Source organism: Agrobacterium sp. 22-214-1 (assembly GCF_053522465.1).
Genome location: NZ_JBNWCK010000003.1, coordinates 543,934 through 567,169, shown reverse-complemented (window position 1 = coordinate 567,169; position 23,236 = coordinate 543,934). Strand labels below are relative to the sequence as shown.

Annotated in this window: 20 protein-coding genes; 13 read left to right on the top strand and 7 right to left on the bottom strand. The window is 60.9% G+C overall.

The genetic code is table 11. The annotated features are described in order from the left end of the window. Positions 1 to 36: 36 nt before the first annotated feature. The 5 genes from tsdA to ACQZ5G_RS15690 all read left to right on the top strand — a co-directional run bounded on the left by tsdA (position 37) and on the right by ACQZ5G_RS15690 (position 4,822). Positions 37 to 1,020 (top strand): gamma-resorcylate decarboxylase, encoded by a 984-nt coding sequence (gene tsdA / locus ACQZ5G_RS15710; RefSeq protein ID WP_448736417.1) that lies wholly within the window; start codon positions 37 to 39, stop codon positions 1,018 to 1,020. A gap of 3 nt (positions 1,021 to 1,023) precedes the next feature. After that, a complete protein-coding gene (gene graC, locus ACQZ5G_RS15705; RefSeq protein ID WP_448736418.1) occupies positions 1,024 to 2,079 on the top strand; it encodes a maleylacetate reductase in 1,056 nt (351 codons plus the stop codon). 15 nt (positions 2,080 to 2,094) lie between these two features. After that, a complete protein-coding gene (graB, locus tag ACQZ5G_RS15700) occupies positions 2,095 to 2,982 on the top strand; it encodes a hydroxyquinol 1,2-dioxygenase (protein ID WP_448736419.1) in 888 nt (295 codons plus the stop codon). Further along, entirely contained in the window at positions 2,979 to 3,317 is a 339-nt protein-coding gene (locus tag ACQZ5G_RS15695) for a YciI family protein (protein WP_020011713.1), read from the top strand. The genes graB and ACQZ5G_RS15695 overlap by 4 nt, the downstream gene beginning before the upstream one ends. A gap of 218 nt (positions 3,318 to 3,535) precedes the next feature. Beyond that, positions 3,536 to 4,822, top strand: coding sequence for an MFS transporter (locus ACQZ5G_RS15690; RefSeq protein ID WP_448736420.1), 1,287 nt, complete (start codon positions 3,536 to 3,538; stop codon positions 4,820 to 4,822). Between the two features lie 99 nt (positions 4,823 to 4,921). Here ACQZ5G_RS15690 and telA read toward each other — a convergent pair whose 3' ends face one another. The 3 genes from telA to mprF all read right to left on the bottom strand — a co-directional run bounded on the left by telA (position 4,922) and on the right by mprF (position 10,454). Next, the gene (gene telA / locus ACQZ5G_RS15685) at positions 4,922 to 6,250 is read right to left on the bottom strand and encodes a telomere resolvase TelA (RefSeq protein ID WP_448736421.1); all 1,329 of its coding nucleotides are present in this window, start codon (positions 6,248 to 6,250) and stop codon (positions 4,922 to 4,924) included. Between the two features lie 221 nt (positions 6,251 to 6,471). Then, a complete protein-coding gene (locus ACQZ5G_RS15680; RefSeq protein ID WP_448736422.1) occupies positions 6,472 to 7,857 on the bottom strand; it encodes a virulence factor in 1,386 nt (461 codons plus the stop codon). Further along, on the bottom strand, positions 7,854 to 10,454 hold the full coding sequence (mprF, locus tag ACQZ5G_RS15675) for a bifunctional lysylphosphatidylglycerol flippase/synthetase MprF (protein ID WP_448736423.1): 2,601 nt from the start codon (positions 10,452 to 10,454) through the stop codon (positions 7,854 to 7,856). Before mprF ends, ACQZ5G_RS15680 begins: the two co-directional genes overlap by 4 nt. Before the next feature lie 274 nt (positions 10,455 to 10,728). On the opposite strand from mprF, the gene ACQZ5G_RS15670 reads away from it, so the two are divergent. Beyond that, positions 10,729 to 11,022 (top strand): hypothetical protein, encoded by a 294-nt coding sequence (locus ACQZ5G_RS15670; protein ID WP_448736424.1) that lies wholly within the window; start codon positions 10,729 to 10,731, stop codon positions 11,020 to 11,022. Between the two features lie 55 nt (positions 11,023 to 11,077). On the opposite strand, the gene ACQZ5G_RS15665 is transcribed toward ACQZ5G_RS15670, so the two are convergent. Beyond that, positions 11,078 to 12,118 carry a dipeptidase gene (locus ACQZ5G_RS15665; RefSeq protein WP_448736425.1) on the bottom strand — a complete coding sequence of 347 codons (1,041 nt, stop codon included), beginning with the start codon at positions 12,116 to 12,118 and terminating at the stop codon, positions 11,078 to 11,080. Between the two features lie 235 nt (positions 12,119 to 12,353). Here ACQZ5G_RS15665 and ACQZ5G_RS15660 point away from each other — a divergent pair, with 235 nt between their 5' ends. The 7 genes from ACQZ5G_RS15660 (at position 12,354) to ACQZ5G_RS15630 (ending at position 20,170) form a co-directional block, all read left to right on the top strand. Beyond that, positions 12,354 to 13,949 (top strand): ABC transporter substrate-binding protein, encoded by a 1,596-nt coding sequence (locus tag ACQZ5G_RS15660; protein WP_448736426.1) that lies wholly within the window; start codon positions 12,354 to 12,356, stop codon positions 13,947 to 13,949. Between the two features lie 2 nt (positions 13,950 to 13,951). Then, complete coding sequence (locus ACQZ5G_RS15655) at positions 13,952 to 14,965, top strand: ABC transporter permease (RefSeq protein WP_448737049.1); 1,014 nt, start codon at positions 13,952 to 13,954, stop codon at positions 14,963 to 14,965. Next, positions 14,962 to 15,864 (top strand): nickel transporter permease, encoded by a 903-nt coding sequence (gene nikC, locus ACQZ5G_RS15650; protein WP_004433196.1) that lies wholly within the window; start codon positions 14,962 to 14,964, stop codon positions 15,862 to 15,864. Before ACQZ5G_RS15655 ends, nikC begins: the two co-directional genes overlap by 4 nt. Positions 15,865 to 15,867: 3 nt before the next feature. Next, the gene (locus tag ACQZ5G_RS15645) at positions 15,868 to 16,698 is read left to right on the top strand and encodes an ABC transporter ATP-binding protein (protein ID WP_004433197.1); all 831 of its coding nucleotides are present in this window, start codon (positions 15,868 to 15,870) and stop codon (positions 16,696 to 16,698) included. After that, positions 16,695 to 17,435, top strand: coding sequence for an ABC transporter ATP-binding protein (locus ACQZ5G_RS15640; protein ID WP_004433198.1), 741 nt, complete (start codon positions 16,695 to 16,697; stop codon positions 17,433 to 17,435). The genes ACQZ5G_RS15645 and ACQZ5G_RS15640 overlap by 4 nt, the downstream gene beginning before the upstream one ends. A gap of 242 nt (positions 17,436 to 17,677) precedes the next feature. Further along, the gene (locus ACQZ5G_RS15635; RefSeq protein ID WP_003524209.1) at positions 17,678 to 19,189 is read left to right on the top strand and encodes a serine hydrolase domain-containing protein; all 1,512 of its coding nucleotides are present in this window, start codon (positions 17,678 to 17,680) and stop codon (positions 19,187 to 19,189) included. A gap of 84 nt (positions 19,190 to 19,273) precedes the next feature. After that, positions 19,274 to 20,170, top strand: a complete 897-nt coding sequence (locus tag ACQZ5G_RS15630; protein WP_003524208.1) for a LysR substrate-binding domain-containing protein — start codon at positions 19,274 to 19,276, stop codon at positions 20,168 to 20,170. 7 nt (positions 20,171 to 20,177) lie between these two features. Here ACQZ5G_RS15630 and ACQZ5G_RS15625 read toward each other — a convergent pair whose 3' ends face one another. From ACQZ5G_RS15625 to ACQZ5G_RS15615, 3 genes are all read right to left on the bottom strand, one after another. Further along, complete coding sequence (locus ACQZ5G_RS15625) at positions 20,178 to 21,044, bottom strand: D-amino-acid transaminase (protein WP_003524206.1); 867 nt, start codon at positions 21,042 to 21,044, stop codon at positions 20,178 to 20,180. Positions 21,045 to 21,064: 20 nt separating this feature from the next. Next, positions 21,065 to 22,123: a P1 family peptidase gene (locus tag ACQZ5G_RS15620; RefSeq protein WP_003524205.1), complete on the bottom strand. Its 1,059-nt coding sequence runs from the start codon at positions 22,121 to 22,123 to the stop codon at positions 21,065 to 21,067. A 142-nt stretch (positions 22,124 to 22,265) separates the two neighbouring features. Continuing rightward, positions 22,266 to 23,225, bottom strand: a complete 960-nt coding sequence (locus tag ACQZ5G_RS15615) for a sugar kinase (protein WP_448736427.1) — start codon at positions 23,223 to 23,225, stop codon at positions 22,266 to 22,268. Positions 23,226 to 23,236 lie beyond the last annotated feature (11 nt).

Here is a 23,236-nt window from a genome sequence, read left to right as displayed (position 1 = left end):
GGCGGCAAATCAAAGAGTGAATTCGGAGGAAACCACATGCAAGGCAAGGTCGCTCTCGAGGAGCATTTCGCAATCCCGGAAACGCTTCAGGATTCGGCCGGGTTCGTGCCCGGCGATTACTGGAAGGAATTGCAGCACCGCCTGCTCGACATTCAGGATACGCGCCTGAAGCTGATGGATGCGCATGGCATCGAAACCATGATCCTGTCGCTGAACGCGCCGGCGGTGCAGGCCATTCCCGACAGGAAGAAGGCGATCGAGATCGCGCGGCGGGCAAATGACGTCCTCGCCGAAGAATGCGCCAGGCGGCCGGATCGTTTCCTTGCCTTCGCAGCCCTGCCATTGCAGGACCCTGATGCGGCGACGCAGGAGCTTCAGCGCTGCGTCAACGATCTCGGTTTCGTCGGCGCGCTCGTCAATGGTTTCAGCCAGGAGGGCGATGGCCAGACGCCGCTTTATTACGACCTGCCGCAATATCGCCCATTCTGGGGCGAGGTGGAAAAGCTCGACGTGCCCTTCTACCTGCATCCGCGCAACCCGCTGCCGCAGGATTCGCGCATCTATGACGGCCATCCCTGGCTGCTAGGCCCCACCTGGGCTTTTGCGCAGGAAACGGCGGTGCACGCATTGCGTCTGATGGCGTCCGGCCTGTTCGACGAGCATCCGCGCCTCAACATCATCCTCGGCCATATGGGCGAGGGCCTGCCTTACATGATGTGGCGCATCGACCATCGTAATGCCTGGGTGAAGCTGCCGCCGCGTTATCCGGCCAAGCGCCGTTTCGTGGACTATTTCAACAAGAATTTCCACATCACCACCTCGGGCAATTTCCGCACCCAGACGCTGATCGACGCCATTCTGGAAATCGGTGCGGATCGCATCCTGTTTTCCACGGACTGGCCCTTCGAGAATATCGACCATGCCTCCGACTGGTTCAACGCGACGACCATCGCCGAGGCCGACCGGATAAAGATCGGCCGCACCAATGCGCGCCGCCTGTTCAAGCTCGACGGGCGCTGAACCATGCAGCCCTTCGTCTATATGGCCGCTCCCGCCCGCATCGTCTTCGGCGCGGGCAGCTCGGCGGGCGTGGCGGAAGAAATCCGCCGCCTCGGCCTGTCGCGGGCGCTGGTGCTTTCCACGCCGCAGCAGAAGGGCGACGCGGAGGCGCTTGCCGCCCGGCTCGGCCGGCTTGCCGTGGGTGTCTTCTCCGATGCGGCCATGCATACGCCGGTCGAGGTGACGAAAAACGCGGTCGAAGCCTATCGCGCCACCGGAGCGGATTGCGTTGTGGCGCTCGGCGGCGGTTCCACCACCGGTCTCGGCAAGGCCATTGCGCTGCGCACCGATGCGGCGCAGATCGTCATCCCGACCACCTATGCCGGCTCCGAGGTGACGCCCATTCTCGGCCAGACGGAAAACGGGGTGAAGACCACCATGCGCGGGCCGGAAATCCTGCCGGAAGTGGTGATTTACGATGCGGAACTGACGCTTGGATTGCCGGTCGCCATCAGCATGACGAGCGGGCTGAACGCCATGGCGCATGCGGCGGAGGCGCTTTACGCGCAGGACCGCAATCCCATCGCGAGCCTGATGGCGGTTGAGGGGCTGCGAGCGATGATCGAGGCGCTTCCCGGCGTGAAAGCTGGGCCGAAGGATGTCAAGGCGCGCGAGACCGCGCTTTATGGTGCGTGGTTGTGCGGCACGGTGCTTGGCGCCGTCGGCATGTCGCTGCATCACAAGCTTTGCCACACGCTGGGCGGCAGTCTCGATCTGCCGCACGCGGAAACCCACGCGGTGCTTCTGCCGCATACCATCGCCTATGTGGAACAGGCGGCGCCGGATCTGCTCGCGCCGCTTGCCGCTCTTGTCGGCGGCAGGGCAGGGGCCGGGCTCTACGATTTTGCCGCCCGGCTTGGCGCGCCGTCGAGCCTTGCCGCTCTCGGGGTCCGGGCGGACGATCTCGACCGCATGGCGGAGCTTGCAACGGCCAATCCTTACTGGTGCCCGCGGCCAATCGAAAAAACTGCGATCCGCGACCTTTTGCAACGCGCCTTCGAGGGCGCGCGGCCGGAGTGATGGGAGGAGGAGACGATGGATATGAAGATGAGCAATGATGACGGCTATTTCGTCGAGGAACGTTCGGCTGAAGCGGTGATCGCGCGGATGCGCGACTGTGACGATCCGCGTCTGAAGGAAATCATGGCCGTGGTGACGCGCAAGCTGCACGAGGCGGTGAAGGAAATCGAACCGACCGAGGAGGAGTGGATGAAGGCCATTCATTTTCTCACCGAGGTTGGCCAGATCTGCAATGAATGGCGGCAGGAATGGATCCTGTTTTCCGATATTCTCGGCGTCTCCATGCTGGTCGACGCCATCAATCATCGCAAGCCGAGCGGCGCGTCGGAATCGACCGTTCTCGGCCCCTTCCATGTCGCGGATGCGCCGGAAATGCCGATGGGTGCGAATATCTGCCTCGATGGCAAGGGTGAGGATATGGTGGTCACCGGCCGCATCCTCGATACCGAGGGAGCGCCGGTCGCCGGTGCGCGTATCGATGTCTGGCAGGCCAATGACGAAGGTTTTTATGATGTGCAGCAGAAGGGCATCCAGCCCGATTTCAACCTGCGCGGCGTCTTCATCACCGGCGAGGATGGGCGCTATTGGTTTCGGGCCGCCAAGCCGAAATATTATCCGATCCCGGATGACGGTCCGGTTGGGCAGTTGTTGCGCGCCATGGGGCGGCATCCCTACCGGCCGGCGCATCTGCACTATATCGTTTCGGCGGAAGGCTTCACTACGCTCGTCACCCATATTTTCGATCCCGACGATCCCTATATCCGTTCGGATGCGGTCTTCGGGGTGAAGGAAAGTCTGCTCGCCGATTTCCAGCGGGTGGAAGATGCGCAGAAGGCGCGGGACCTGGGTTTCATCGGCGACTGGTTCTGGTCGGTGAACCACGATTTCGTGCTCGCCCGATGAGAGGCGGGAGCGACCGAACCCGGCTTTACGTGCGTTTCGCCGAAAGCGATCCCGCTGCGGCCGTGCAACGGGCGGCGCAGATAGAGGCTCACAAGGCCCATCTGCGCAATGGCGAGGCGATGGCGGAAGGGTTCAAGATTCTTGTGTCCGGTCCGATGAGTGCGGTTGCCGACGGCCCATCCGCCGCTCTCATTATCGCGCAGGCGCGCTCGATCGAAGACGTCATCGCCTTCAGCGACGCCGATCCATTCGTCATTCACGGTGTTTATAACCGCATTCATATTTTGAGCTGGACGCCGACGCTGTCGACGATTTCCGGGCTGGGGCCCGGCTGAATTTCGTCGGCGCGATGCGCCTGGCATTTGTTAATATTTCATTTGCAATTTTTGCAAATGCAACATTTAATCGAAGGCGGGTGATGCTGGCGATATGTGCTTGACAGGAGCAGGGCACATATCAGTGTGGAGCACGCCGGGCACTCACGGAGGATATCGCAGGAACGGGAGACGCTTATCCATACCGGATGGCGCGTTCATGCGTGAAAGGGAGGAACATGTCCACGAATTATCTGAGCGCCGCGTCAGCGCGGACGAAGAACCCGGCCGGCGTTATTGCGACATGCGGCCTGATGATCATGTTTGACGGCTACGATCTGGTCGTTTATGGTGCCGTCGCACCGGCGCTCTTGAAAGAAAGCGCATGGGCGCTCAACCCGGCCATGGTCGGGCGCGCTGCCGCGCTGACGCTGGTGGGCATGCTGCTGGGGGCGCTATTTGCCGGCACCATGGCCGACCGCATCGGCCGCCGCAAGGTGGTTCTTCTCAGCCTCGCCGGCTTTTCGGCGATGATGATCGCCTCGGCCATGACGCCGAATTTTCTCGCCTTCGAAATCACACGCTTCTTCGCCGGTCTCGGGCTTGGCGCGCTGTTGCCGACGGTCACCGCGCTGGTGCTGGAATTTTCGCCGCCGCATCGCAGGGCGCAGGCCAATTCCCTGTCTTTCCTCGGTTATCTTATCGGCGGCATCATTTCCGGCGTCATGGGCATCCTTCTTCTGGAGACCTATGGCTGGCGGCCCTTGATGCTGATCGGCGGCCTGCCGCTTATTCTTCTGCCGATCTTCATGCGGTTCCTGCCGGAATCGCCCGAATGGCTGGCAAGCAAGGGGCGGCAGGCGGAGGCTGACGGCATTTGCGACAGCTACGGTCTGCAACGCATCGTGCCGCATGCGAAAATTCAAAAGGGCGGCGTCGGCGCGCTGTTCTCGGAAGGCCGGTTGCTCTCGACGCTGAATGCCTGGGGCATCCACTTCTGCTCGCTGCTTCTCACCTTCGGCATGGTCAACTGGCTGCCCACCATCATGAACAAGATGGGTTATGACATCAGCTCGGCGCTCAGCTTTTCCGTCATGCTCAATGTCGGGGCCGCGATCGGCATCCTCATCGGCGGGCGGTTTGCGGATAAGGGTAACGTCAAGGTGGTCGTGGCGATCCTGTTTGTCATCGGCGCCGCCTCGATCTTCGCCCTGACGGTGAACAAGGGTCCGCTTCTTTATGCCTTCGTCGCCCTTGCGGGTGCGGGCACCATTGGCACCCAGATTCTCGCCAATGTTCTGGTGGGACGGCTCTACCCCGTTCATATTCGCGGCACGGGTCTCGGTTTTTCGCTGGCGGTCGGGCGGCTCGGCGGCATTGCCGGTCCGATGATCGGCGGCTTGGTGCTGCAGCGGGGTCTGGCGCCCGAGTGGAATTTCTACATTTTCGGCTCGGTCGCACTTGTGGGGCTGATGCTGACGGTATTGACCCTGCTTTACCGCACCTCCGGTGACGCGCGGGTTTGATGAATGAAACGGCTGGCCGCGGAGAACTGAAATCCGCGGCCGGAGCATTTCCGGCAAAGCTGCCGAGCGGTTTTACGCCCGGAAAATGACTTTAACGCATCACGCCTTGCGGGAAACCGGCGCGATTGTCGCCATCTGCTGCAACGTCCGTTCGTTGATGCGTTTGGCCCGTGCCAGCGCATCGTCGCGATCTTCCGGCAGCGTATAGGTCATATAGGACAGCGAGGTTTCGAGGTCGTTGTTGTTATGTCCGAGAATGGCGGCGAAGTAGCTGTTCTTGGTCACATGCGGCGGCGCGAAATTGTGAAAGGCCACCTCGGCATAGAGGTGTCGGAGGCCATAGGGCTTGGGAAGCTCTTCCTTCGGCCAGAGATCCTCGAACAGGTTAAAAACCGTGTCCCTGAGCAGCAGGCGGGTTTCCGACGAAAAATCGTCGATCGACATGCCATGCCACAATTTTCCCTGCCCGCTTTCGCGCAGGCGCCTATAGGCGGCCAGAATGGTTTCCGAACGGGCAAGAACCGGGATTTCATAGGTAATCCCGAATTTCGTTCCTTCGCCCTGTTTCGTCTTGGCCTGGCCGTTGAACAGGAGGCTCCATTTGGAGACGCCCTTGCCATAGGGGGCAGGTGAAAATTCGGCCTGGGTAAAGACCTCGTAGGGGCGGCGTCCCGTCATGCCGATCAGGCCGATGCCGATCATCAGGGGATCGGCGGACAAAAGACAGTCCGCGCAAATCTTCAGAACCTGCCGATAATTCTCGAAAGTGATCAGCGCGCCGTGCTTTCTGGCGATCTTCTCCATCTTCACCCGGCGCGCATCGTCATACATCGCGGCATCGCCGGTGGCGATCTTCAGCATCGGGTGGTCGTCGCCGAAGGCCTCGCGGATGGCGTTACGATATTTGGTGATGTAGGAGATGATCGTTGTCTGGGCTCTGCCCTTCATGGTGCCGATTTCAGCGTTCCACAGGGTCTGCATCTCTTCTTTCGTTCCCATGCCGTTCATCGCCGAAATGAAGTCCGCGATGCGCAGCAGAACGGTCGGCTTGCGGCCGGCGGTATTGAACTCCGCCCGTTCGATTTTTTCGACGATGGAGGTCGCCACGCCGGTTTTCGTATAGTCGGCGCGCGCAATATAGGTGTTCAGCCGCTCGCGCAGCTTCTTCATGTTGCAGATGGCAAGCGGTGTGCTCTTGACGCCGAACTCGGCCTTCAGCGCATTGCGATATTTCATGATGTAGAGTTCGAGCGTCTTTTCGGTGCGGCCATTGTCGAAATGGTAGCGGACCTCGGCATCCCACAGATCACGGATTTTTCTGTTGCGCAGCGTGTCATCGCTCTTCATCGCCTCTTTGACCTGGCCGACGAAATGATCGATGCGTTCCACGAGGACTGGTGTTTTCGTCTTTCGCTTTGAAGCGGGCATGCGGCGGCTCCCTGAACCCGTCCGGAAATATAAAATCCATGGTTGGCGATCAACAGCAGCACGGTTGCGGAAATGTGATGAACATCCACTGCAGGCCGGTTTCTTTTGAATAATAGTTTAAGCGATTCCGCAAGCACGGCCGCGACGCGAAGAAGCATCGGCGATGCATTCGCCGTCAAAGATTATCCGAGATGCGGAATATCGGCCTGTGATGATGCGGGCTATTTCGGCAGCCGGGTCTTCAGCGAGGTCACGATACGCTTGGCCAGCCCCTCGTAGTCCTCGTCAAAATGGTGGCCGCCCTCGATGCCGACCGCTTCCACGCCTTTGGCTTTCAGGCCGGGGCAGGGGTCTTCATCTTCTTCTTCCGTGCCATAGATGCATTGCACCAGCTTCGGATCGATCTTGGCGATGTCATCCACCGTCTTGCCGCCCTTGCCTTCACCGGCAACGCCAAGCCAGCCTTCGACGGAAATCTCGAAATCCACTTCGGTCGAAAGTCCCATCAGGGTCAGTTGCACGACATGCGACTTGTCGCGGTCCGGCAGCAGATTATAGGTGGCGGGAAGAATATCGGCACCGAAGGAATAGCCGATCAACACCACATTGCGCACTTTCCATTCCTTGCGATAGGTGTCGATGATGCGGCCGAGATCTGTGGCGACCTCCTGCGGTTTCTTTTCCTTCCAGAAATAGCGGAGCGAATCGACGCCGATGACGGGTATGCCTTCCTTCTGGAAGGCGCCGCCCACTTCCTCATCGAGATCGCGCCAGCCGCCGTCGCCGGAATAGATCACCGCCATGGTGTCCATCACCGGGCTGGTTTCCAGAACCTTGATCGGCAGGCCAAGCGGGCTGTCGGTGTCGCCTGCGGCGTCGATCTGGTCGGACAGGGTCTGGGTCAGAACCTCGTCCGCCTTGTCATCCACATCCGTCACGTCGATATCGGGATGCAGTTTGACGAGCGCATTGACGTGGTCGCGGCCCTTCTGATCCGCGGCAGGCGTGAACAGCACGCTGACGGGGGCGGGCAGCGGGCCGTCGGTCAGGCCATAGACCGTTTCGCCATCCGCCTTGTCCTTGGTGGCGGGGGTGCAGAGGATTTTCTCGAGCGGCAGGCCGGCCTTGGGGTCGACGGCGATGGCTTCCCGGACGGTGGAGACGGGGCTCTGCGCAATCATCGCCAGCGCCAGCGTTCCGCCCTTGCCGATGCCGGTGAGGATGGGCTGGCGATAGCTGCTCGTGCCGGCGGTGCGCTGAATCTGCTGCGAGAGCGACTCGATGTCCGAGATCATATAGATGCACTCGTCGTCATCGGCCTCGAGCGCCTTCAGATATTCCTTGAAGTCGATGCCGACCACGGCTGCGCCCTTTTCCACCAGCGCCTTGGCGCGGGTCTCATCGGCGGCTGTCCACCCGTCCGCATCGGAAATCAGGAAGACGCTGGCGAGAATATCGCCATCCGGCACCATGATGTGCCCGGCGGGGATCATGCCGGTCTCGTAAGCGGGCTTGTCCTGCGCGAAAACGGCGCCAGAAACGAACAAGGGGGAGACGAACAGGGCGGAGGCGGCAAGAACCGCTTTCAGCATGCTGGGTTTTCTCATTTTCCGATCACTCCTCTGACGCCGCCGCTGATGAGAACCGTCGCATCCATCAGCGCCAGAGCGGCGTCTGCGCCGTTCTGCACGGCAAGGTAACGCGGTTCCCATTTCGGGTGGAACTTCGCCTTGAAGGCGCGAAGTCCCTTGAAGTTGTAGAACCGTTCGCCGTGCTCGAAAAGCGTGCTGCCGATGCGGTCCCAGACGGGGGCGGCGTCGCGTTTCGACATGCCGGACATGGGGGCCATGCCGAGATTGAAGCTCTCATAGCCCGCCTCGCGCAGATATTGCATGATGCTGACGAAGAGAAAATCCATCGAGCCGCGGGGCGCATCCGGCGAAAAACGCATGAGGTCGACGGTGGCTTCCTTTTTCGTGTCCGTCACCATCAGATTGGCGAAGGCGGTGATCTTTCCATCCTTGCGCAGCACGGCGACGGGTTGCGACAGGATGTAATCCGGCTCGAAAGCGCCAAGCGAGAAGCGCTTTTCCCGGGTATTGTGGTGGGCGAGCCAGCCATCGGAGACCTGTTTCAGCTCATCCAGAATATCCGCCACCTGCGCTTGCTCGACCACCTCGAAGGTCAGTCCGTCGCGCGCGCCGCGGCTCAGCGACTGGCGAAGATTGGCGAGCTTGCCGCCCTTCAGTTCGAATGCGGTGAGATCGACCAATGCCAGTTCGCCGAGCTTGAAGGCGCGCAGGCCCGCATCGGCGCAATGGGAGAGAAGGAAAGGCGAAATCTGATAGAAGGCGGCGCGCGCGCCGGCGCCACGGGCGGCTTCCACGAATTGCCAGACCAGATCCGGAAAATCATCCTCGTCGCCGACCGGATCGGCGAAGGCGATCCATGAGCGGCCCTGAATCCCATACATGATGAAGGCGTTGCCGCTTTCGGAGAACATCACGTGCTTGTCGCCCATGCGCACCAGATTGGCGTCGGCCGCATCCTGTGTCATGACGATGCCGGTCGCACTCGTGACGTCGTCGGCCTTGATGGCGTCCGGCCTGAAGGCCACCGGCCGCATCAGGCTGAAGATGGCGATGGTGGAGGAGGCGAGCACGAGGCCGAGAAGGGCGCGCAATCCGCGCGGCGCTTCCTCGGAAAATTCGAACTGCCACCACAATGTCTGGCTGTAATCCGTATCGCGATAGACGAAGAGCAGGATTGTCGCCGCGCCGGCAATGATGACGGCCATGGCGGCGAGCCAGCTTGGGCCCAGCGCCTGCTTCACCAGCGAGGCATGGCGGTTGAAGCTGCGCATATTGACGGAAAGGGCCGCGATGAAGACGCCGAGAATGGCGGCTTCGAACACGGCAATGGCCTTGAGGAGCGAGAGGACCAGCGCCAGCGAGGCGGCGACCAGCGCAATCCACCAGGCGCCGTCAAGCCGCTGCCCGAGGCCGCGCGAGGCGACGACAAGGACGAGGCCGAGAATGCTCGTCAGAAAATGCGCCGCCTCGACGATGGGAAGCGGCACGAAATTGGAGAGGAAATCCAGATTGCTGTCCGGCGTCGGCGTCACGCTAGAAAAGATCAGCATGGTGCCGAGGATCATCGCGAAGGTCGATAGCAGCGGCGGTGCGAGCCTGACGGCAAGCTGGCTGATATCCGACACAACAGGCTTTGCCGCGAACTGCTTCATCTCCGAGACGAGCATGACCAGAATGGCCACCACCAGCGGCAGGACGTGATAGATCACGCGGTAGAGAACGAGGCTTCCGAGCAGCTGATCGACGCTGATGGCGTTGCCCAGCCCCGCAACCATGACGGTTTCGAAGACGCCAAGGCCGGCGGGCACATGGCTGAGGACGCCGAGGCCGACGGCGGTGGCGTAGATGGCGAAAAATGTCGGCCAGCCGAGATGCGTGTCGGGCAGCAGGACATAAAGCACGGAGGCGGAGGCGGCGATATCGAAAGCGGAGACGAGGAACTGGCGCGACGATGTCCGGCTGTCCGGGAGACGAAGACGCCATGCGCCGAGCCGGATGGCGCGCCCGTTGCGCCCGACATAGGCCGCCACCACGAGAACCGCGATTATGGCAAGCGCTGCACCCCTGAGAATAGCGGCATCGACGCCGATGATGGCGGCGATGCGCGGTGCGACGATGAAGGTGGAGATGGCGCTGACCGAAAGCAGCCCAAGCCCGAAGGACAGCGTGACGAAGGCGATGACGCGGGCGATTTCGCCGGGTGACAGACCCAGCCGGGAATAGGCGCGAAAGCGGATGGCGCCACCGCTCAAGGGGCCGAAACCGGCAGTATTGCCGATGGCATAGGCCGCAAACGCAGTTGCCGCCATGGGCGGAAAGGGCAGCTTGCGGCCGATATATTCGATGGCATTGGCGTCGTAGAATATCAGCGCCAGAAAGCTGAGCGCGGTGAAGAGGATGGCGAGCAGCACCGCCGAGGCCGAGGTCTGCGTCAGCGCATCGATGACGTCGTCATAACGGACTTCGGAGGTCAGGTGATAGATGGCGAAGGTCATCATCACGAAGACCAGCGTAATGGCGATCGCGGTCAGATAGGGTCGGTTTCTGGCAAAAAAGCTTTCAACCGCAGATTCCGTAACATCGGTTTGTGTAATTTCGCTCTTGTCTGCCATTTACTTTGCCCAGCGCCAGTTCCTGTTGGCGAACCACAGGATTGTGTCGCTAATTCGTTTCGGTTGAGGAAATGTGATTAGCAGAAAAGCATGAAGTGTCGATGTGAAGTTTATGTCCGATCATGCGTGAATTTCACCGGTTGGGCGCTGAAAATACAACTATGGAATGCATGATTGGCGGGATTGTTCCGAATGACGCCAAATTGACCGTTGCGGTTGCTTGGTGGCGCCGTTTGATGCGACTACACGCTCCTTTCGATTGAAGGAGATGCCAATGAACAAGCCCACAAGAATAATAGTTTCGCTCGTCGTCGCCCTCGTGGCGGGCGGCGGATACATGGCGGTGGATAAGATGCGCGGCGCCGAATGGGTCGTTTCGCCGCAACAGATCGCGGAGGCCAAGGCGAAAGGGCAGATGGGCTATGAATCCCGTCCGGGCACCGTGACCGTATTGCCGATCCGCAGCGAGACGGCGGATGTGCTGCCGATGAAATGGGCGATGATCGGTGTCGTCGCCGGGCTTCTGGCTTTCCGGGCGACCGGCAAGAAAAAAGCGGCAAAGGCTTAAGGGCCTGCCGCTCACATCTCCGGCGCTTTGCGCCGGAGATAAATTGCAATATGCCTCACGCGCCCCAGGTTTTTTCGAGCACGCGAATCCAGTTGCCGTGGCAGATTTTGGCAAGCGCCTCGTCGTCATAACCACCCTTGCACAGGGCTTCGACAAGCCATTGCAGGTCGGCTGCGTCCTTCATGGCGGCGGGAATGGTGGTTCCGTCGAAATCCGAACCGAGCGCGACGTGATCGATGCCGATGCGGTTGACGATATAGTCCACGTGGCGGACGAGTTCGTTGAGATCGGTATCCGGGTTCTTCACGCCGTCCTGACGCAGGAACAGAACGCCGAAATTGATGCCGGCAAGGCCGCCCGTGTCGCGGATGGCGTCAAGTTGACGATCCGTCAGGTTGCGGCTGTGATTGCACAGCGCATAGGCGTTGGAGTGCGAAGCCACCAGCGGCGCGTCGGAAATCCCGGCAATGTCCCAGAAGCCCTGCTCGTTCATGTGCGACAGGTCGACCATGATCTTCAGCTCGTTGCAGGTCTTTATCAGTCGCTTGCCGGCATCCGTGAGACCGGGGCCGATATCCGGCGTCGAGGGGAAACGGAAGGGAACGCCGTAAGCGAAGATGTTCGGGCGGCTCCAGACCGGCCCGAGCGTGCGAAGGCCCGCTTCGTAGAGAACGTGAAGCGCATCCAGATCGGCGCCGATCGCTTCCGCACCTTCGATATGGAAGACGGAAGCGAAAGCGCCCTCTGCCATGGCGTTGCGGATATCGGCGGCCGTGCGGCAGACCTTGAGCGCGCCTGCGGATTGTTTCTCGGCCCGGAACAAAAGGCCGGCCATGGCAAGCGTCGCCTTCAGCGCATCCGCCTCGGTCGGCGTCGGGTAGTCGCCGTTGGCGTCCTTGTCCATGCTGGGCGAAGGCACATAGGCGGCGCAGAGGCCGCCGGCCAGGCCGCCCTTCTTGGCGCGCGGCAGGTCGATGTGGCCGACCGTATCCCCTTCGATAAGAAGCGTTTCGGGGGAAGCATTGCCCGATCGCCATAACCGCAGCAGCACGTCGTTGTGGCCGTCGAAGACGGGTACGGTTTTTTGATCGGTCATGGTCATTCACCTTCGGAAATGGGATTGCGCGGACGCGCGTGCGGACGAGTTTTCTGAATTGGTAGAGGAAAGGTCAAGGCGGGAGCAAATGCAATCCGTGCATAGGCTCTGCCAAATTTGGAATTGGTCGGGCCTCGTTTGCTCGTGGTAATCGCGGGAAAACATAAAAAAAATGACTGGATTGGGGCAAACCCATACCGTTTTCCGAAAAATAAGGTCCGAAAGGGGATTTTCGATGATTTCAAGACGCAACCTGCTGATTGCCGGCGCTGCCGTTCCGTTCCTGTCCTATGCGCGCATTCCGGCCTTTGCCGCGACGCCGAAGGATATTCTGGTTGTTGCGCAGCAGCTGGACAATATGACGAGCCTTGACCCGCATGAAGGTTTCGAAGCCGTCGGCGGTGAAATCATCTCCAACATGTATCAGAAGCTGGTGCGCGCCAACCGTGAGGATTCCACCAAGGTCGATCCGGTCATCGCGAAATCCTGGGAAGCCGATGCGGACAGCAAGGTCTTCACCTTCACGATCGGTGACGAAGCGACCTTCGCGAGCGGCGCCAAGGTCACGGCGGAAGACGTCGCCTTCTCGCTGCAGCGCGCCATCAAGATGAACAAGAGCCCGGCCTTCATCATCAGCCAGTTCGGCTTCACGCCTGACAATGCCGAGACGACCATTGTTGCTGCTGATGACAAGACGGTAAAGCTGACGACGGCAAAGCCGACCGCCATCTCCTTCCTGCTTTATTGCCTTTCCGCCAATATCGGCGCGATCGTCGAAAAGAAGGCAGTTCTCGCCAATGCTTCCGGTGAGGACCTTGGCAATGGCTGGCTGCAGAAGAACAGCGCCGGTTCTGGCGACTTCATGCTGCAAGCCTGGAAGCCCAGCGAAAGCGTCGCGCTGACAGTCAATCCCAACGGTCCCTATAAGGGCAACATCAAGCGCGTCATCCTGCGCCATGTCACCGATCCGTCCTCCCAGCTTCTGATGCTGCAGAAGGGTGATATCGACATTGCCCGCGACCTGACATCCGAGCAGCTGCGTGCGGTCAAGGACGACGCCAATATCGAGCTGGAGCGCAAGTCCATCGCATCGCTGGTGCTGATTTCGCTCAACCAGGGCAATGAGAACCTTGCGAAGCCGCAGGTCTGGCAGGCGATCAAGTGGGCGCTGGACTACAAGGGCATGCAGGAAAACATCGTGCCGCTGACGCACGAAATTCACCAGAGCTTCGAGCCGAAGGGCTTTCCAGGTGCTGTCAACGACACGCCCTTCCAGCGCGATGTCGAAAAGGCCAAGGCTTTGATGGCCGAAGCCGGCCTTGCCGATGGTTTCGAGATCAGCATGGACCATTATTCCGCCCAGCCTTATCCCGATCTGGCGCAGGCCATCCAGGCGAACCTTGCCGATATCGGCATCAAGGTGCGTCTGCAGTCGGCCGAGAACCGCCAGGTTCTGACCAAGATGCGCGCCCGCGAACACCAGATGGCGCTGTCGGCCTGGGGCACGGATTACTTTGATCCGCATTCCAACGCCGATGTCTTCAACATCAACAAGGACAATGGCGACGACGCCAAGTCGAAGCCCTTCCTGTGGCGTTCGCGCTTCAAGAACGACGACTTTGCCGCCAAGGCGGAAGCCGCGCGTGACGAGAAGGATCCGGCAAAGCGCGTTGAGCTTTATGAAGCCCTGCAGCGCGAGCACATGGAAAACAGCCCCTTCGTGTTCATGTTCCAGTGGAGCAAGACGGCCGCTTTCCGCAAGGGCGTTTCCGGCTTCGAACTCGGCGTTCTCTCCGAAGGCAATTCCTACCACGATGCGAAGAAAGCGTGACATTGAACAAGCGCGTCAAAAGCATATCGTCGATACTGAGCAGCGTCCTTTTGACGCTGTTCGGTTTGATGATCATCACCTTCATGATCGGGCGCGTCATGCCCGTCGATCCCGTCATTGCGGCGGTGGGCGATAACGCGCCCGAAGACGTCATCGTGCGGGTTCGGGCCGAAATGGGCCTCGACCAGCCGCTCGTCGTGCAGTTCTTCCATTATGTCTCGCAGGTCCTGCATGGCGATTTCGGCAATTCGATCCTGACCCGCAATCCGGTCTGGATCGATATCAAGCGTGTTTTTCCCGCCACCTTCGAACTTGCCACGGCCGCGCTTATTCTCGCAGCCCTGATCGGTATTCCGCTCGGTGTCTGGGCTGCCGTGAAGCAGGGCAAGATCACCGATCAGGTCATCCGCGTCGTCTGCCTTGCCGGTCACTCCGTGCCTGTTTTCATGCTGGCGCTGATTTCGCTGCTCGTGTTTTACGCCACGCTTGGCGTCGCACCAGGACCGGGTCGGCAGGACATCATCTATGACGGCATGATCACGCAGGTCACCGGCCTGATGACGGTCGACACGCTGCTTGCCGGCGACTGGGACGCCTTTTACGACGCTATCGCCCATATGGTGCAGCCGGTCTGCATTCTCGCCTATTTCAGCATGGCCTATATCACCCGCATGACGCGCGCCTTCATGATCGACGCGTTGAAGGGCGAATATGTCATCACCGCCCGCGCCAAGGGGCTTTCGGCAATGACCGTGATCTGGGGGCACGCCTTCCCGACGGTCGCCGTGCAGCTCATCACGGTTCTCGCGCTCACTTATGCCGGCCTTCTCGAAGGTGCGGTGGTGACGGAAACCGTGTTCAGCTGGCCGGGCCTCGGCCAATATCTCACCGTCTCGCTCATGAACGCGGACATGAACCCCGTCGTCGGCGCAACCCTGTTGATCGGCTTCATCTATGTCGCCCTCAACCTGCTCGCAGACGTGCTTTACAGAGTTATGGATCCTCGCGTTCGATGATGTTAGCTAATTTCAGAAACTGGGCGCTGGACGAGACGCCGCATTCGCGAACACAGGCTGCCTGGGGAAACCGGTATCGCATCTGGCTCAACCTCAAGTCCAATCCGCTGGCGGTGATCGGACTTACGATCATCGTTCTCTTCATTGCGCTGTCGCTGCTGGCGCCGCTGCTCGCCCCTTACGATCCGGCGACGCAGAACCTCGGCAATCGTCTGGCGTTTCCGAGCGCCGAACACTGGTTCGGTACGGATGAGCTCGGTCGCGATATTCTCTCGCGCATTCTCTATGGCGGCCGCGTCACGCTCGGCATGGTCATCGCCGTCGTCGTGCTCGTCGCACCCATCGGGCTCGCCATCGGCTGTATCGCCGGTTATTTCGGCGGCATTGTCGATACGGTGCTGATGCGGGTGACGGATGTGTTCCTGGCCTTCCCGCGCCTCATCCTCGCGCTCGCCTTCGTCGCGGCGCTGAAGCCCGGCGTCGAAAGCGCCATTCTCGCCATCGCGCTCACCGCATGGCCGCCCTATGCGCGTCTTGCCCGCGCCGAAACCATGACGGTGCGCGGCAGCGATTTCGTTGCGGCCTATCGCCTGACCGGTGCTTCCGCCTGGCGCATCATCGCCCGGCATATCGCACCGCTTTGCGTGCCGAGCCTTATCGTGCGCATCACGCTCGACATGAGCTCGATCATCATCACCGCCGCCAGCCTCGGCTTCCTCGGAATGGGCGCGCAGCCGCCTTCGCCGGAATGGGGTGCGATGATCGCCACCGCCAAGCGCTTCATCTTCGAACAATGGTGGGTCGCCACCATTCCCGGCATCGCCATCTTCCTCGTTTCGCTCGCCTTCAACTTCCTTGGCGATGGCTTGCGCGACGTTCTCGACCCGAAGGGACATTGAGCCATGCTGGTCGAAATCGAAAATCTGAAGATCGCTTTCCAGACCCGCACCAGCCGTTTCGAGGCGGTGCGTGGTGTTTCCATGAAGCTCGGCACTGAAAAGCTCGGCATTGTCGGCGAATCCGGTTCCGGCAAGAGCCTGACGGCGCGTGCGCTGATGAAGCTTCTGCCCTCCAATGCGGATATCCGCGCGGACAAGCTCGCCTTTGACGGCATCGACGTGCTGTCTGCCAGCGAAAGGCAGATGCGCCAGATCCGCGGAAAGCGGGCGGGCTTCATCCTGCAGGACCCGAAATATTCGCTGAACCCGGTGAAGACCATGGGTGCGCAGATCGCGGAAGCCTGGCGGGCCCATAAGGGCGGCAGCAAGCGTGCCGCCATGGAAGCGGCGATCGGTCTGCTTGATCAGGTGAAGATCCGCAATCCGCGTCAGGTCGCCTCGTCCTATGCGCATGAGGTTTCCGGCGGCATGGGCCAGCGCGTGATGATCGCCATGATGCTCGCGCCTGATCCTGAACTGCTGATCGCTGACGAACCGACCAGCGCGCTCGACGCCACGGTACAGGCGGAAATCCTGCGGCTGATCGAGGAGCTGGTGTCGGAACGCGGCATGGGCCTCATCCTCATCAGCCACGACCTGCCGCTCGTTTCGCATTTCTGCGACCGCGTGGCCGTGATGTATTCCGGCCGGGTGATGGAGGAGCTGAAGGCGTCCGAACTCCTGAAAGCCGAACATCCCTATACAAAGGGACTTCTGAACTGCATTCCCTCGCTGACGCATCCGCGCGAGCGTCTTCCCGTTCTCAACCGTGATGCAGCGTGGTCCAGCCAATGATCGACGTCGATAATCTCCGTATCAAGTTCGGCGACCGGGAAGTGGTGAAGGGCGTATCCTTCTCGGTCGAAAAGGGCGGCAGCTTCGGCATCGTCGGTGAAAGCGGCTCGGGAAAGTCCACCATCCTGCGCGCCATGGCGGGCCTCAACGAGAGCTGGGAAGGCCGCATCGCCTTTGCCGGCAAGGACGCACCGCTGAAGCGCACGCCGGAATTCTTCCGGCAGGTGCAGATGGTGTTTCAGGATCCTTACGGGTCGCTGCATCCGCGCCAGACCATCGACCGCATTCTCAGCGAATTGCCGCTGGTGCACGGCATGGACAATATCGAAAAGCGCATCCAGCAGGCGCTTTCGGATGTGGCTCTGCCGCAGGCGGTACGTTTCCGGTTCCCGCACCAGCTTTCCGGCGGCCAGCGCCAGCGCGTGGCCATTGCCCGTGCGCTGATCGCGGACCCGCAGGTGCTGCTGCTGGATGAGCCGACCTCGGCGCTCGATGTGTCGGTTCAGGCGGAAATCCTGAACCTGTTGCAGGACCTGCGTGCGGCGCGCAACCTCACCTATATTCTCGTCAGCCACAATCTCGCGGTCATTGCGCATCTGTGCCCGCAGGTTGGCGTGATGCTGAACGGGGACATGGTGGAGCAGCTGAGTGCGGACGATCTGCGTGAGGGCCGCACGAAACATCCGCATACGGAAGAACTGCGCAGCCTGAGCATCCGGCTGGAAGAGCCGGCCTGACGGCCGGCCACCTTAGCCTTACGTTACACATGGATCGAGCGGGTGCCGCTCGCTTCTTCTCCCCGAGGGGGAGAAGTCCGCGGCAGCGGGATGAGGGGGCAAGGGTAGAGATATCCGGCAACGTTGCCCCCTCATCCGACCCTTCGGGCCACCTTCTCCCCGGTGGGGAGAAGAAACAAGCGGCGATGCCGGTGACAAAACCGTTGTCCTCGCCCGCTGCAATAAAGACACGAGACCGAACCATGCCACAGCAATTCGACTGGAACGCCGCTTCAACGCTTGCCGAGAGCTTCGTCTCGCAATGGGCGAGCAACGAGCCGGGTGGCGCCGTCATTGGTTTCGATCTCAACGGTATCCGTTTCGCCCATGCGGGCGGTGTCGAGAGCCTTTCGACATTCGCACCTTTCACGCCGCAGAGCGTGGTGCGTTATGCTTCCGTCACCAAACACGCTTTTTGCGCGATGGTGCTTGCCCATTCCGATCTGATCGGGCTTGACGATACACTCGGCAAGCATCTGCCGGAGTTGCAATCGCCGCTCCGCGAGGTGACGGTGGGGCAGGCGCTGGATATGAGTGGCGGCTTGCCGGATACGCGGGAATGCCTCTCACTGCTTGGCCTTTCCGTTTACACCGAGACGAAGGCCGGCCCGCTTCTCGATTATCTTTCGCGGCTGACCCGGCTGAATTTCGATGCCGGCAGCGAGGTGTCCTATTCCAATACCGGTTATCGTCTGGTGGAAGCGGCGCTGGAACGCCGGGGTTTCCGTTTTGACGATTTCGTGCAGTCGCAGATTGCCGACCCCTTCGGCGTGTTCCTGAAGGCGCCGGATGTCTGGAACGATCCGGTCGATGGCCTTGTGCCGGGTTACTGGAAAGCCGAAGACAACTGGCAGCTTTCGGCCGCCGGTCTGCATATTTCCGCTTCGGGCAGTCTCGCCGGCAGCGCCGAAGCGCTGACCCGCTGGCTGCAGGGGCTGATGCGGGGCGAGGGCAGCTTCGCGGGCGTTCTCGACAGGCTTTCTGCTGAACGTTCGTTGGCCGATGGGCGAATGAGCGAATATGGCCTCGGCCTGCGCTGGTCGCATCTCGGCGACAGGCGCTTCGTCGGCCATGGCGGTTCGCATCCGGGCTACAAGACTTATTTCCTCCTCGATCCGGAAAACGGCACGGGTTTCGTCGTGGTGTCGAACCGCGAGGATACCAACGGCTTCAAGATCGCGCTCGAAAACATGGTGGCCCTCACCGGCCTGCCTTTGCCCAAGCCGGCCGCCAGCCTGCCGGAAGGCCTTTACGTGACCGAAAGCGGGCCGTGGTGGCTGGAAATCAAGGGCAGCACATCCACCTTCATCGATGGTGACGACACGCTTTATGAAGATGTCGATGGCTGGGTATCGTCGCGTTCGGCATCGTCGCCCATGCGTCTGAGGCTTGAGGGCGGTGCGATTGTCGGTGAGGCCGGTCACGCCGCCCGCCGCTTCCTGCTGGTCCGCGATCATGCGGTGCCGGATGATCTTTCAGGATCATGGCGCTCCGATGAGGGCGCCGAATTTTCGATCAGCGGCTCATCGCTGACGATGGGCATCGGCCCGACGCGCCGCAGCATGCCTCTAAAGGCGCTCGGCAATGACCGTTTCCTCTTCACGCTGATTGACGGGCCATGGACGAAGCGCGTCTGCCTCAATCGTCTGGGCGATGATCGGATCGAACTGGTTTCCAGCCGGGCGCGGATGATCGAATATTCAAGGGCTCTTTAAAAGAGTTTCATTCACATCCCATTGCTCCTAATAAAGACGCTTTCCGAATGAACGGATAGGATATTGTTGGTGGGAGTGTGAGCCGTGGAAGTCAAATGGCTCGAGGATTTCCTGGCGCTGGCCGGAACGCTCAATTTCTCGAAGGCGGCGGATGAGCGGCATGTGACGCAATCTGCTTTCAGCCGGCGTATCAAGCAGCTGGAGGCCTGGGTGGGCGCGACGCTGGTTGACCGCGCCTCCTATCCTTCCCGGCTGACCGAAGCGGGTGTGAAATTCGTGCCGGTGGCGCAGGAAACGCTGAAGCAGCTTTATCATGCCCGGCGCACGCTTCTTCAGGAGGAGGGGGCGGATGCCAGAACGGTGCGGCTGACGGCGTTGCATACCCTGTCCTTCACCTTCTTTCCCGATTGGCTGAAGCGGGTGAACGAAAAGGCGGGACCGCTGTTTTCGGTGTTGAGGCCCGATTCCGGCAGCATGGAGGAAAACCTCAATTCGCTGGTGGATGGGCAGAGCGATTTCCTGCTGACCTATGCCCATCCCGAAGTGCCGATGCTGCTCGATGCGCAGACCTTCGAGTTCCGGGTGCTGGGTGCGGAAAACATCATTCCCGTTTCCGCGCCGGCGAAAGACGGTTCACCGCTGCATGAACTCGTGGAAAATGCGCGAAAACCCTTCGCCTATCTGGATTATGAAAAGGCTTCGTTCTTCGGGCCGTTGCTGCGCGATCTGCTGAGCGCGCGCCTGCCGCAATTCGAACGGGTGCATGAAGGCAGCATGTCGGTGGGGCTGAAAGCCATGGCGATGGCCGGCTGGGGTGTCGCCTGGGTGCCGGAAAGCCTGATGCGGCAGGAGCTGGATAGCGGCGCGCTGGTGCGTGCCGCCGATGACAGTTTCGATATTGCCGTCGATATCCGGCTTTATCGTTCCAAGGAGAACCGCCGGCCCGTTGTCGAGCGTATATGGGCGGTTCTCGAAGGCTGATGTTTGCTTAAATCGCGGTGCGGCGGGCGTTTTCCAGATAGAGCGCGCGCAGGCGGCTGACGAGCGGGCCGGGCTTGCCATTGCCAACCGGCTTGCCGTCGATCTTCGTTACCGAAACCACGAAGTTGGAGGCGCTGGTGAGGCAGGCCTCGTCAGCATTCAGCGCCTCTTCCAGCGTGAAAGGCCGTTCTTCCAGCGTGAAGCCGGCTTCCTTGGCCAATTGCAGCGCGGCAAGGCGGGTGCAGCCGGGCAGGGTTTTGTTGCTGTTGCCGCGGGTGATGATCTTCTTGTCGCCGGTAATGATATAGGCGGTCGAGGAAGCGCCTTCGGTGACGAAACCATCCTCAATCATCCAGGCTTCGTCGCAGCCTTCGGCCTTGGCGATGCGCTTGGCCATGACCTGCGGCAAAAGGCAGACGGTCTTGATGTCGCGGCGTTCCCAGCGCTGATCGGGAACGGATTTGACGGCGATGCCAGCTTCCTCGACCGGGGTGCCGATCAGCTTCTTGGCCTGGGTGAACATGACCAGCGTCGGCTTCAGATCGGTGGAAAACAGGAAGTTGCGGTCTTCGGCACCACGCGTCAGCTGCAGATAGATCATGCCTTCGACGAGATTGTTGTCGGCAATCAGCCGGCGCTCGGCCTCGACGATTTCCTTGGTCGTGACCGGCAGCGGCACGTCGATTTCGCGGGCGCTGCGTTCCAGCCGGGCCATGTGCAGGTCGCTGTCGATCAGCTTGCCTTCCAGAACGGAGGTAACTTCATAGATGCCGTCGCCAAACAGGAAACCGCGGTCGAAGATGGAAAGGCGGGCGTCCGCTTCGGGCAGGAATTCGCCGTTGACGTAAACGATGCGACCGGATGGGCTAGTCATGAAAACTCCGTCTGGAAAAATCAGGCTGAAAGAAGGGTCTTAAGGGCGTCGATGGAAATGGCCTCGACCGTGGAGGCCTTGCCGGTGCCGGCATTAAAGCCGGTTGTCGTGGTTGCGGCGCAGAGCGAGTTGAGGATCGCCTCCTCCGTCGCCTCAATCGCTGCTTCGAAGAGCGGCGAAATCGCATCGTTGGAAAGTTCCGGATAGTCTGCGACGGCCTTGCGGCGCGCAGGCGTGCGGCGAAGGCGCTCATCGGTGGAAAATGCCAGCGCGTAATCACCGGAGCCATTGCTGAGTGCTGCGCCCGTGCGCGCCAGCCCGCCGAAGCTTCTGGCCGCCAGACGCTTCAGGTTGCGGGAGAAGAGTGGCGCGTCGGTGGCGGCAATGATGACGATCGAGCCGTCCTTGTCCTTATGCTCCGGGCTGACATAGGGCTTGCCGCAGACCAGCAGATGGCCGCCATAATTGGATTGCACCAGCACGCCGAGCGTATAGGTCTCCCTGGCGATGGTGACGATGCGGGATGCGGTGCCGATGCCGCCCTTCATGCCGAAAGCGACCGTACCGGTTCCGGCACCCACGCCGCCCTCGGCCACCGGGCCTGTGGCGGCGTTTTTCAGCGCGGCCGAAATTTCCTCAACGGTCGGGCGTCCGGCGCGGATGTCGTTGAGGCGGGAATCGTTGGTCTCGCCGACGACCGAGTTGATCGACACCACCTTTTCATTGCCCGGCTGCGACAGCGTATGGCGATTGATCGCCTCGATTGCCCGGCCCGTTGCCAGCGTATTGGTGAGGATGATTGGTGTTTCGAGTTCGCCGAGTTCCTCGATCTGGGTCGAGCCGGCAAACTTGCCGAAGCCGTTATAGACGGCGAAGGCGGCGGGCACCTTGTCCTGAAACAGGTTGCCGCCATGCGGCAGGATCGCGGTTGCGCCGGTGCGGATCGTGTCGCCTTCGATGACGGTCGAATGGCCGATGGTCACGCCTTCGACATCGGTGATGGCGTTGAGCAGGCCGGTCTCGAAATGGCCGGGCCGGAAACCGATATCGCGCAGTCTCGGGCGGGTCGTCTGATGCATCGGGCGATCACTTTTGCGGAATGCAGGCTGAAATTGGAGCGGGCGCGGCTTGCGAAAAGCTTTGCCTGTCCGAACGTTAGCCTAGTTCTCCGCGAAACGGCATCGCAAAAATGGAATAGTTTTATGCGGGCAATGGATGCGCTCAGGAGGCGCGCAGCGTGGGTTCGCTTTCACGCTCCAGCCATTGCCGCATGGCTTCCTCGGACTCATCGCGCGTGGGTGCGCCGATGCGACCGCCGAAGATCGTGCATTTCAGGGCGGCGGCAACGGAGGAGAGGCGGATGGCGGCACGGCTTTCCATGCCTTCAGCCATCGCCAGCGCAAAGGTGCCGTGGAAGATATCGCCCGCCGCCAGCGTATCCACTGCCTGAACCTGCATCGTTGATTGGAAATGCACCGTGGGATCGCCGGCCTCCGTCCACCAGCAGCCTTGCGGACCGGCGGTGACGGCGATGAAGGTCTGCGGGTAGCGGGAATGCAGCACCGGCAGCATGTCCTTCACCGTTTCAAGTCCGGTCAGCCGGGCGGCGGCGGGTTCGGAAAAGACGATATGGGTTGCTGCGGGCGCAAGCTTCTCTAACGTTTCCACCGGCGCCACATCGCCATCCAGAATGGCTGGTTTGCCAAGCGCGTGCGCCACGGTGAGCACATCAAGCGCCAGTTCCGGCCAGCGAACATCAACCAGAACGGCGTCGAAAGGGGCAATATCTTCCGGCGTACAGGAGCGTTTTTTCTCATGCAGGCGATGATCGTAAAAAGGCACGATCAGCCGTTCTCCCCGGTCATCGATGATGATCGTCGACAGTGCCGAGCGCGCCCCGGCGGCGATGGTCATGCCGGCAACATCGATGCCGCTTTCTGCGAGATCGCGCAGGATGCGGGTGCCGGTTTGGTCATCGCCCACCGCACCCCAGAGGCTGGCGCGGCCGCCCATGCGATGCACGGCATAGGCGGCACTGGACGCCATTCCTTCGGCGATCTGCAGCATCTCATAGGGCAGGACCTTGCCTTCGCCCTTCGGCATGTCATGCACACGAAACAGGGTGTCCAGCACGGCGGCACCCACGCAGAGCACATGCTTGCCGCCCTGTTTGTCTGCCATGCTGTTCACTC

Bases quoted from the DNA above. Each gene is read 5' to 3' on its own strand.
- ACQZ5G_RS15695 (WP_020011713.1), top strand. From the start codon at position 2,979: ATGAGAGGCGGGAGCGACCGAACCCGGCTTTACGTGCGTTTCGCCGAA.
- telA (WP_448736421.1), bottom strand. From the start codon at position 6,250: ATGCCCGCTTCAAAGCGAAAGACGAAAACACCAGTCCTCGTGGAACGC.
- ACQZ5G_RS15680 (WP_448736422.1), bottom strand. From the start codon at position 7,857: ATGAGAAAACCCAGCATGCTGAAAGCGGTTCTTGCCGCCTCCGCCCTG.
- graB (WP_448736419.1), top strand. From the start codon at position 2,095: ATGGATATGAAGATGAGCAATGATGACGGCTATTTCGTCGAGGAACGT.
- ACQZ5G_RS15615 (WP_448736427.1), bottom strand. From the start codon at position 23,225: ATGGCAGACAAACAGGGCGGCAAGCATGTGCTCTGCGTGGGTGCCGCC.
- ACQZ5G_RS15645 (WP_004433197.1), top strand. From the start codon at position 15,868: ATGCTGGTCGAAATCGAAAATCTGAAGATCGCTTTCCAGACCCGCACC.
- graC (WP_448736418.1), top strand. From the start codon at position 1,024: ATGCAGCCCTTCGTCTATATGGCCGCTCCCGCCCGCATCGTCTTCGGC.
- ACQZ5G_RS15690 (WP_448736420.1), top strand. From the start codon at position 3,536: ATGTCCACGAATTATCTGAGCGCCGCGTCAGCGCGGACGAAGAACCCG.
- ACQZ5G_RS15635 (WP_003524209.1), top strand. From the start codon at position 17,678: ATGCCACAGCAATTCGACTGGAACGCCGCTTCAACGCTTGCCGAGAGC.
- ACQZ5G_RS15620 (WP_003524205.1), bottom strand. From the start codon at position 22,123: ATGCATCAGACGACCCGCCCGAGACTGCGCGATATCGGTTTCCGGCCC.
- tsdA (WP_448736417.1), top strand. From the start codon at position 37: ATGCAAGGCAAGGTCGCTCTCGAGGAGCATTTCGCAATCCCGGAAACG.
- ACQZ5G_RS15665 (WP_448736425.1), bottom strand. From the start codon at position 12,118: ATGACCGATCAAAAAACCGTACCCGTCTTCGACGGCCACAACGACGTG.
- ACQZ5G_RS15640 (WP_004433198.1), top strand. From the start codon at position 16,695: ATGATCGACGTCGATAATCTCCGTATCAAGTTCGGCGACCGGGAAGTG.
- ACQZ5G_RS15660 (WP_448736426.1), top strand. From the start codon at position 12,354: ATGATTTCAAGACGCAACCTGCTGATTGCCGGCGCTGCCGTTCCGTTC.
- ACQZ5G_RS15625 (WP_003524206.1), bottom strand. From the start codon at position 21,044: ATGACTAGCCCATCCGGTCGCATCGTTTACGTCAACGGCGAATTCCTG.
- mprF (WP_448736423.1), bottom strand. From the start codon at position 10,454: ATGGCAGACAAGAGCGAAATTACACAAACCGATGTTACGGAATCTGCG.
- ACQZ5G_RS15670 (WP_448736424.1), top strand. From the start codon at position 10,729: ATGAACAAGCCCACAAGAATAATAGTTTCGCTCGTCGTCGCCCTCGTG.
- nikC (WP_004433196.1), top strand. From the start codon at position 14,962: ATGATGTTAGCTAATTTCAGAAACTGGGCGCTGGACGAGACGCCGCAT.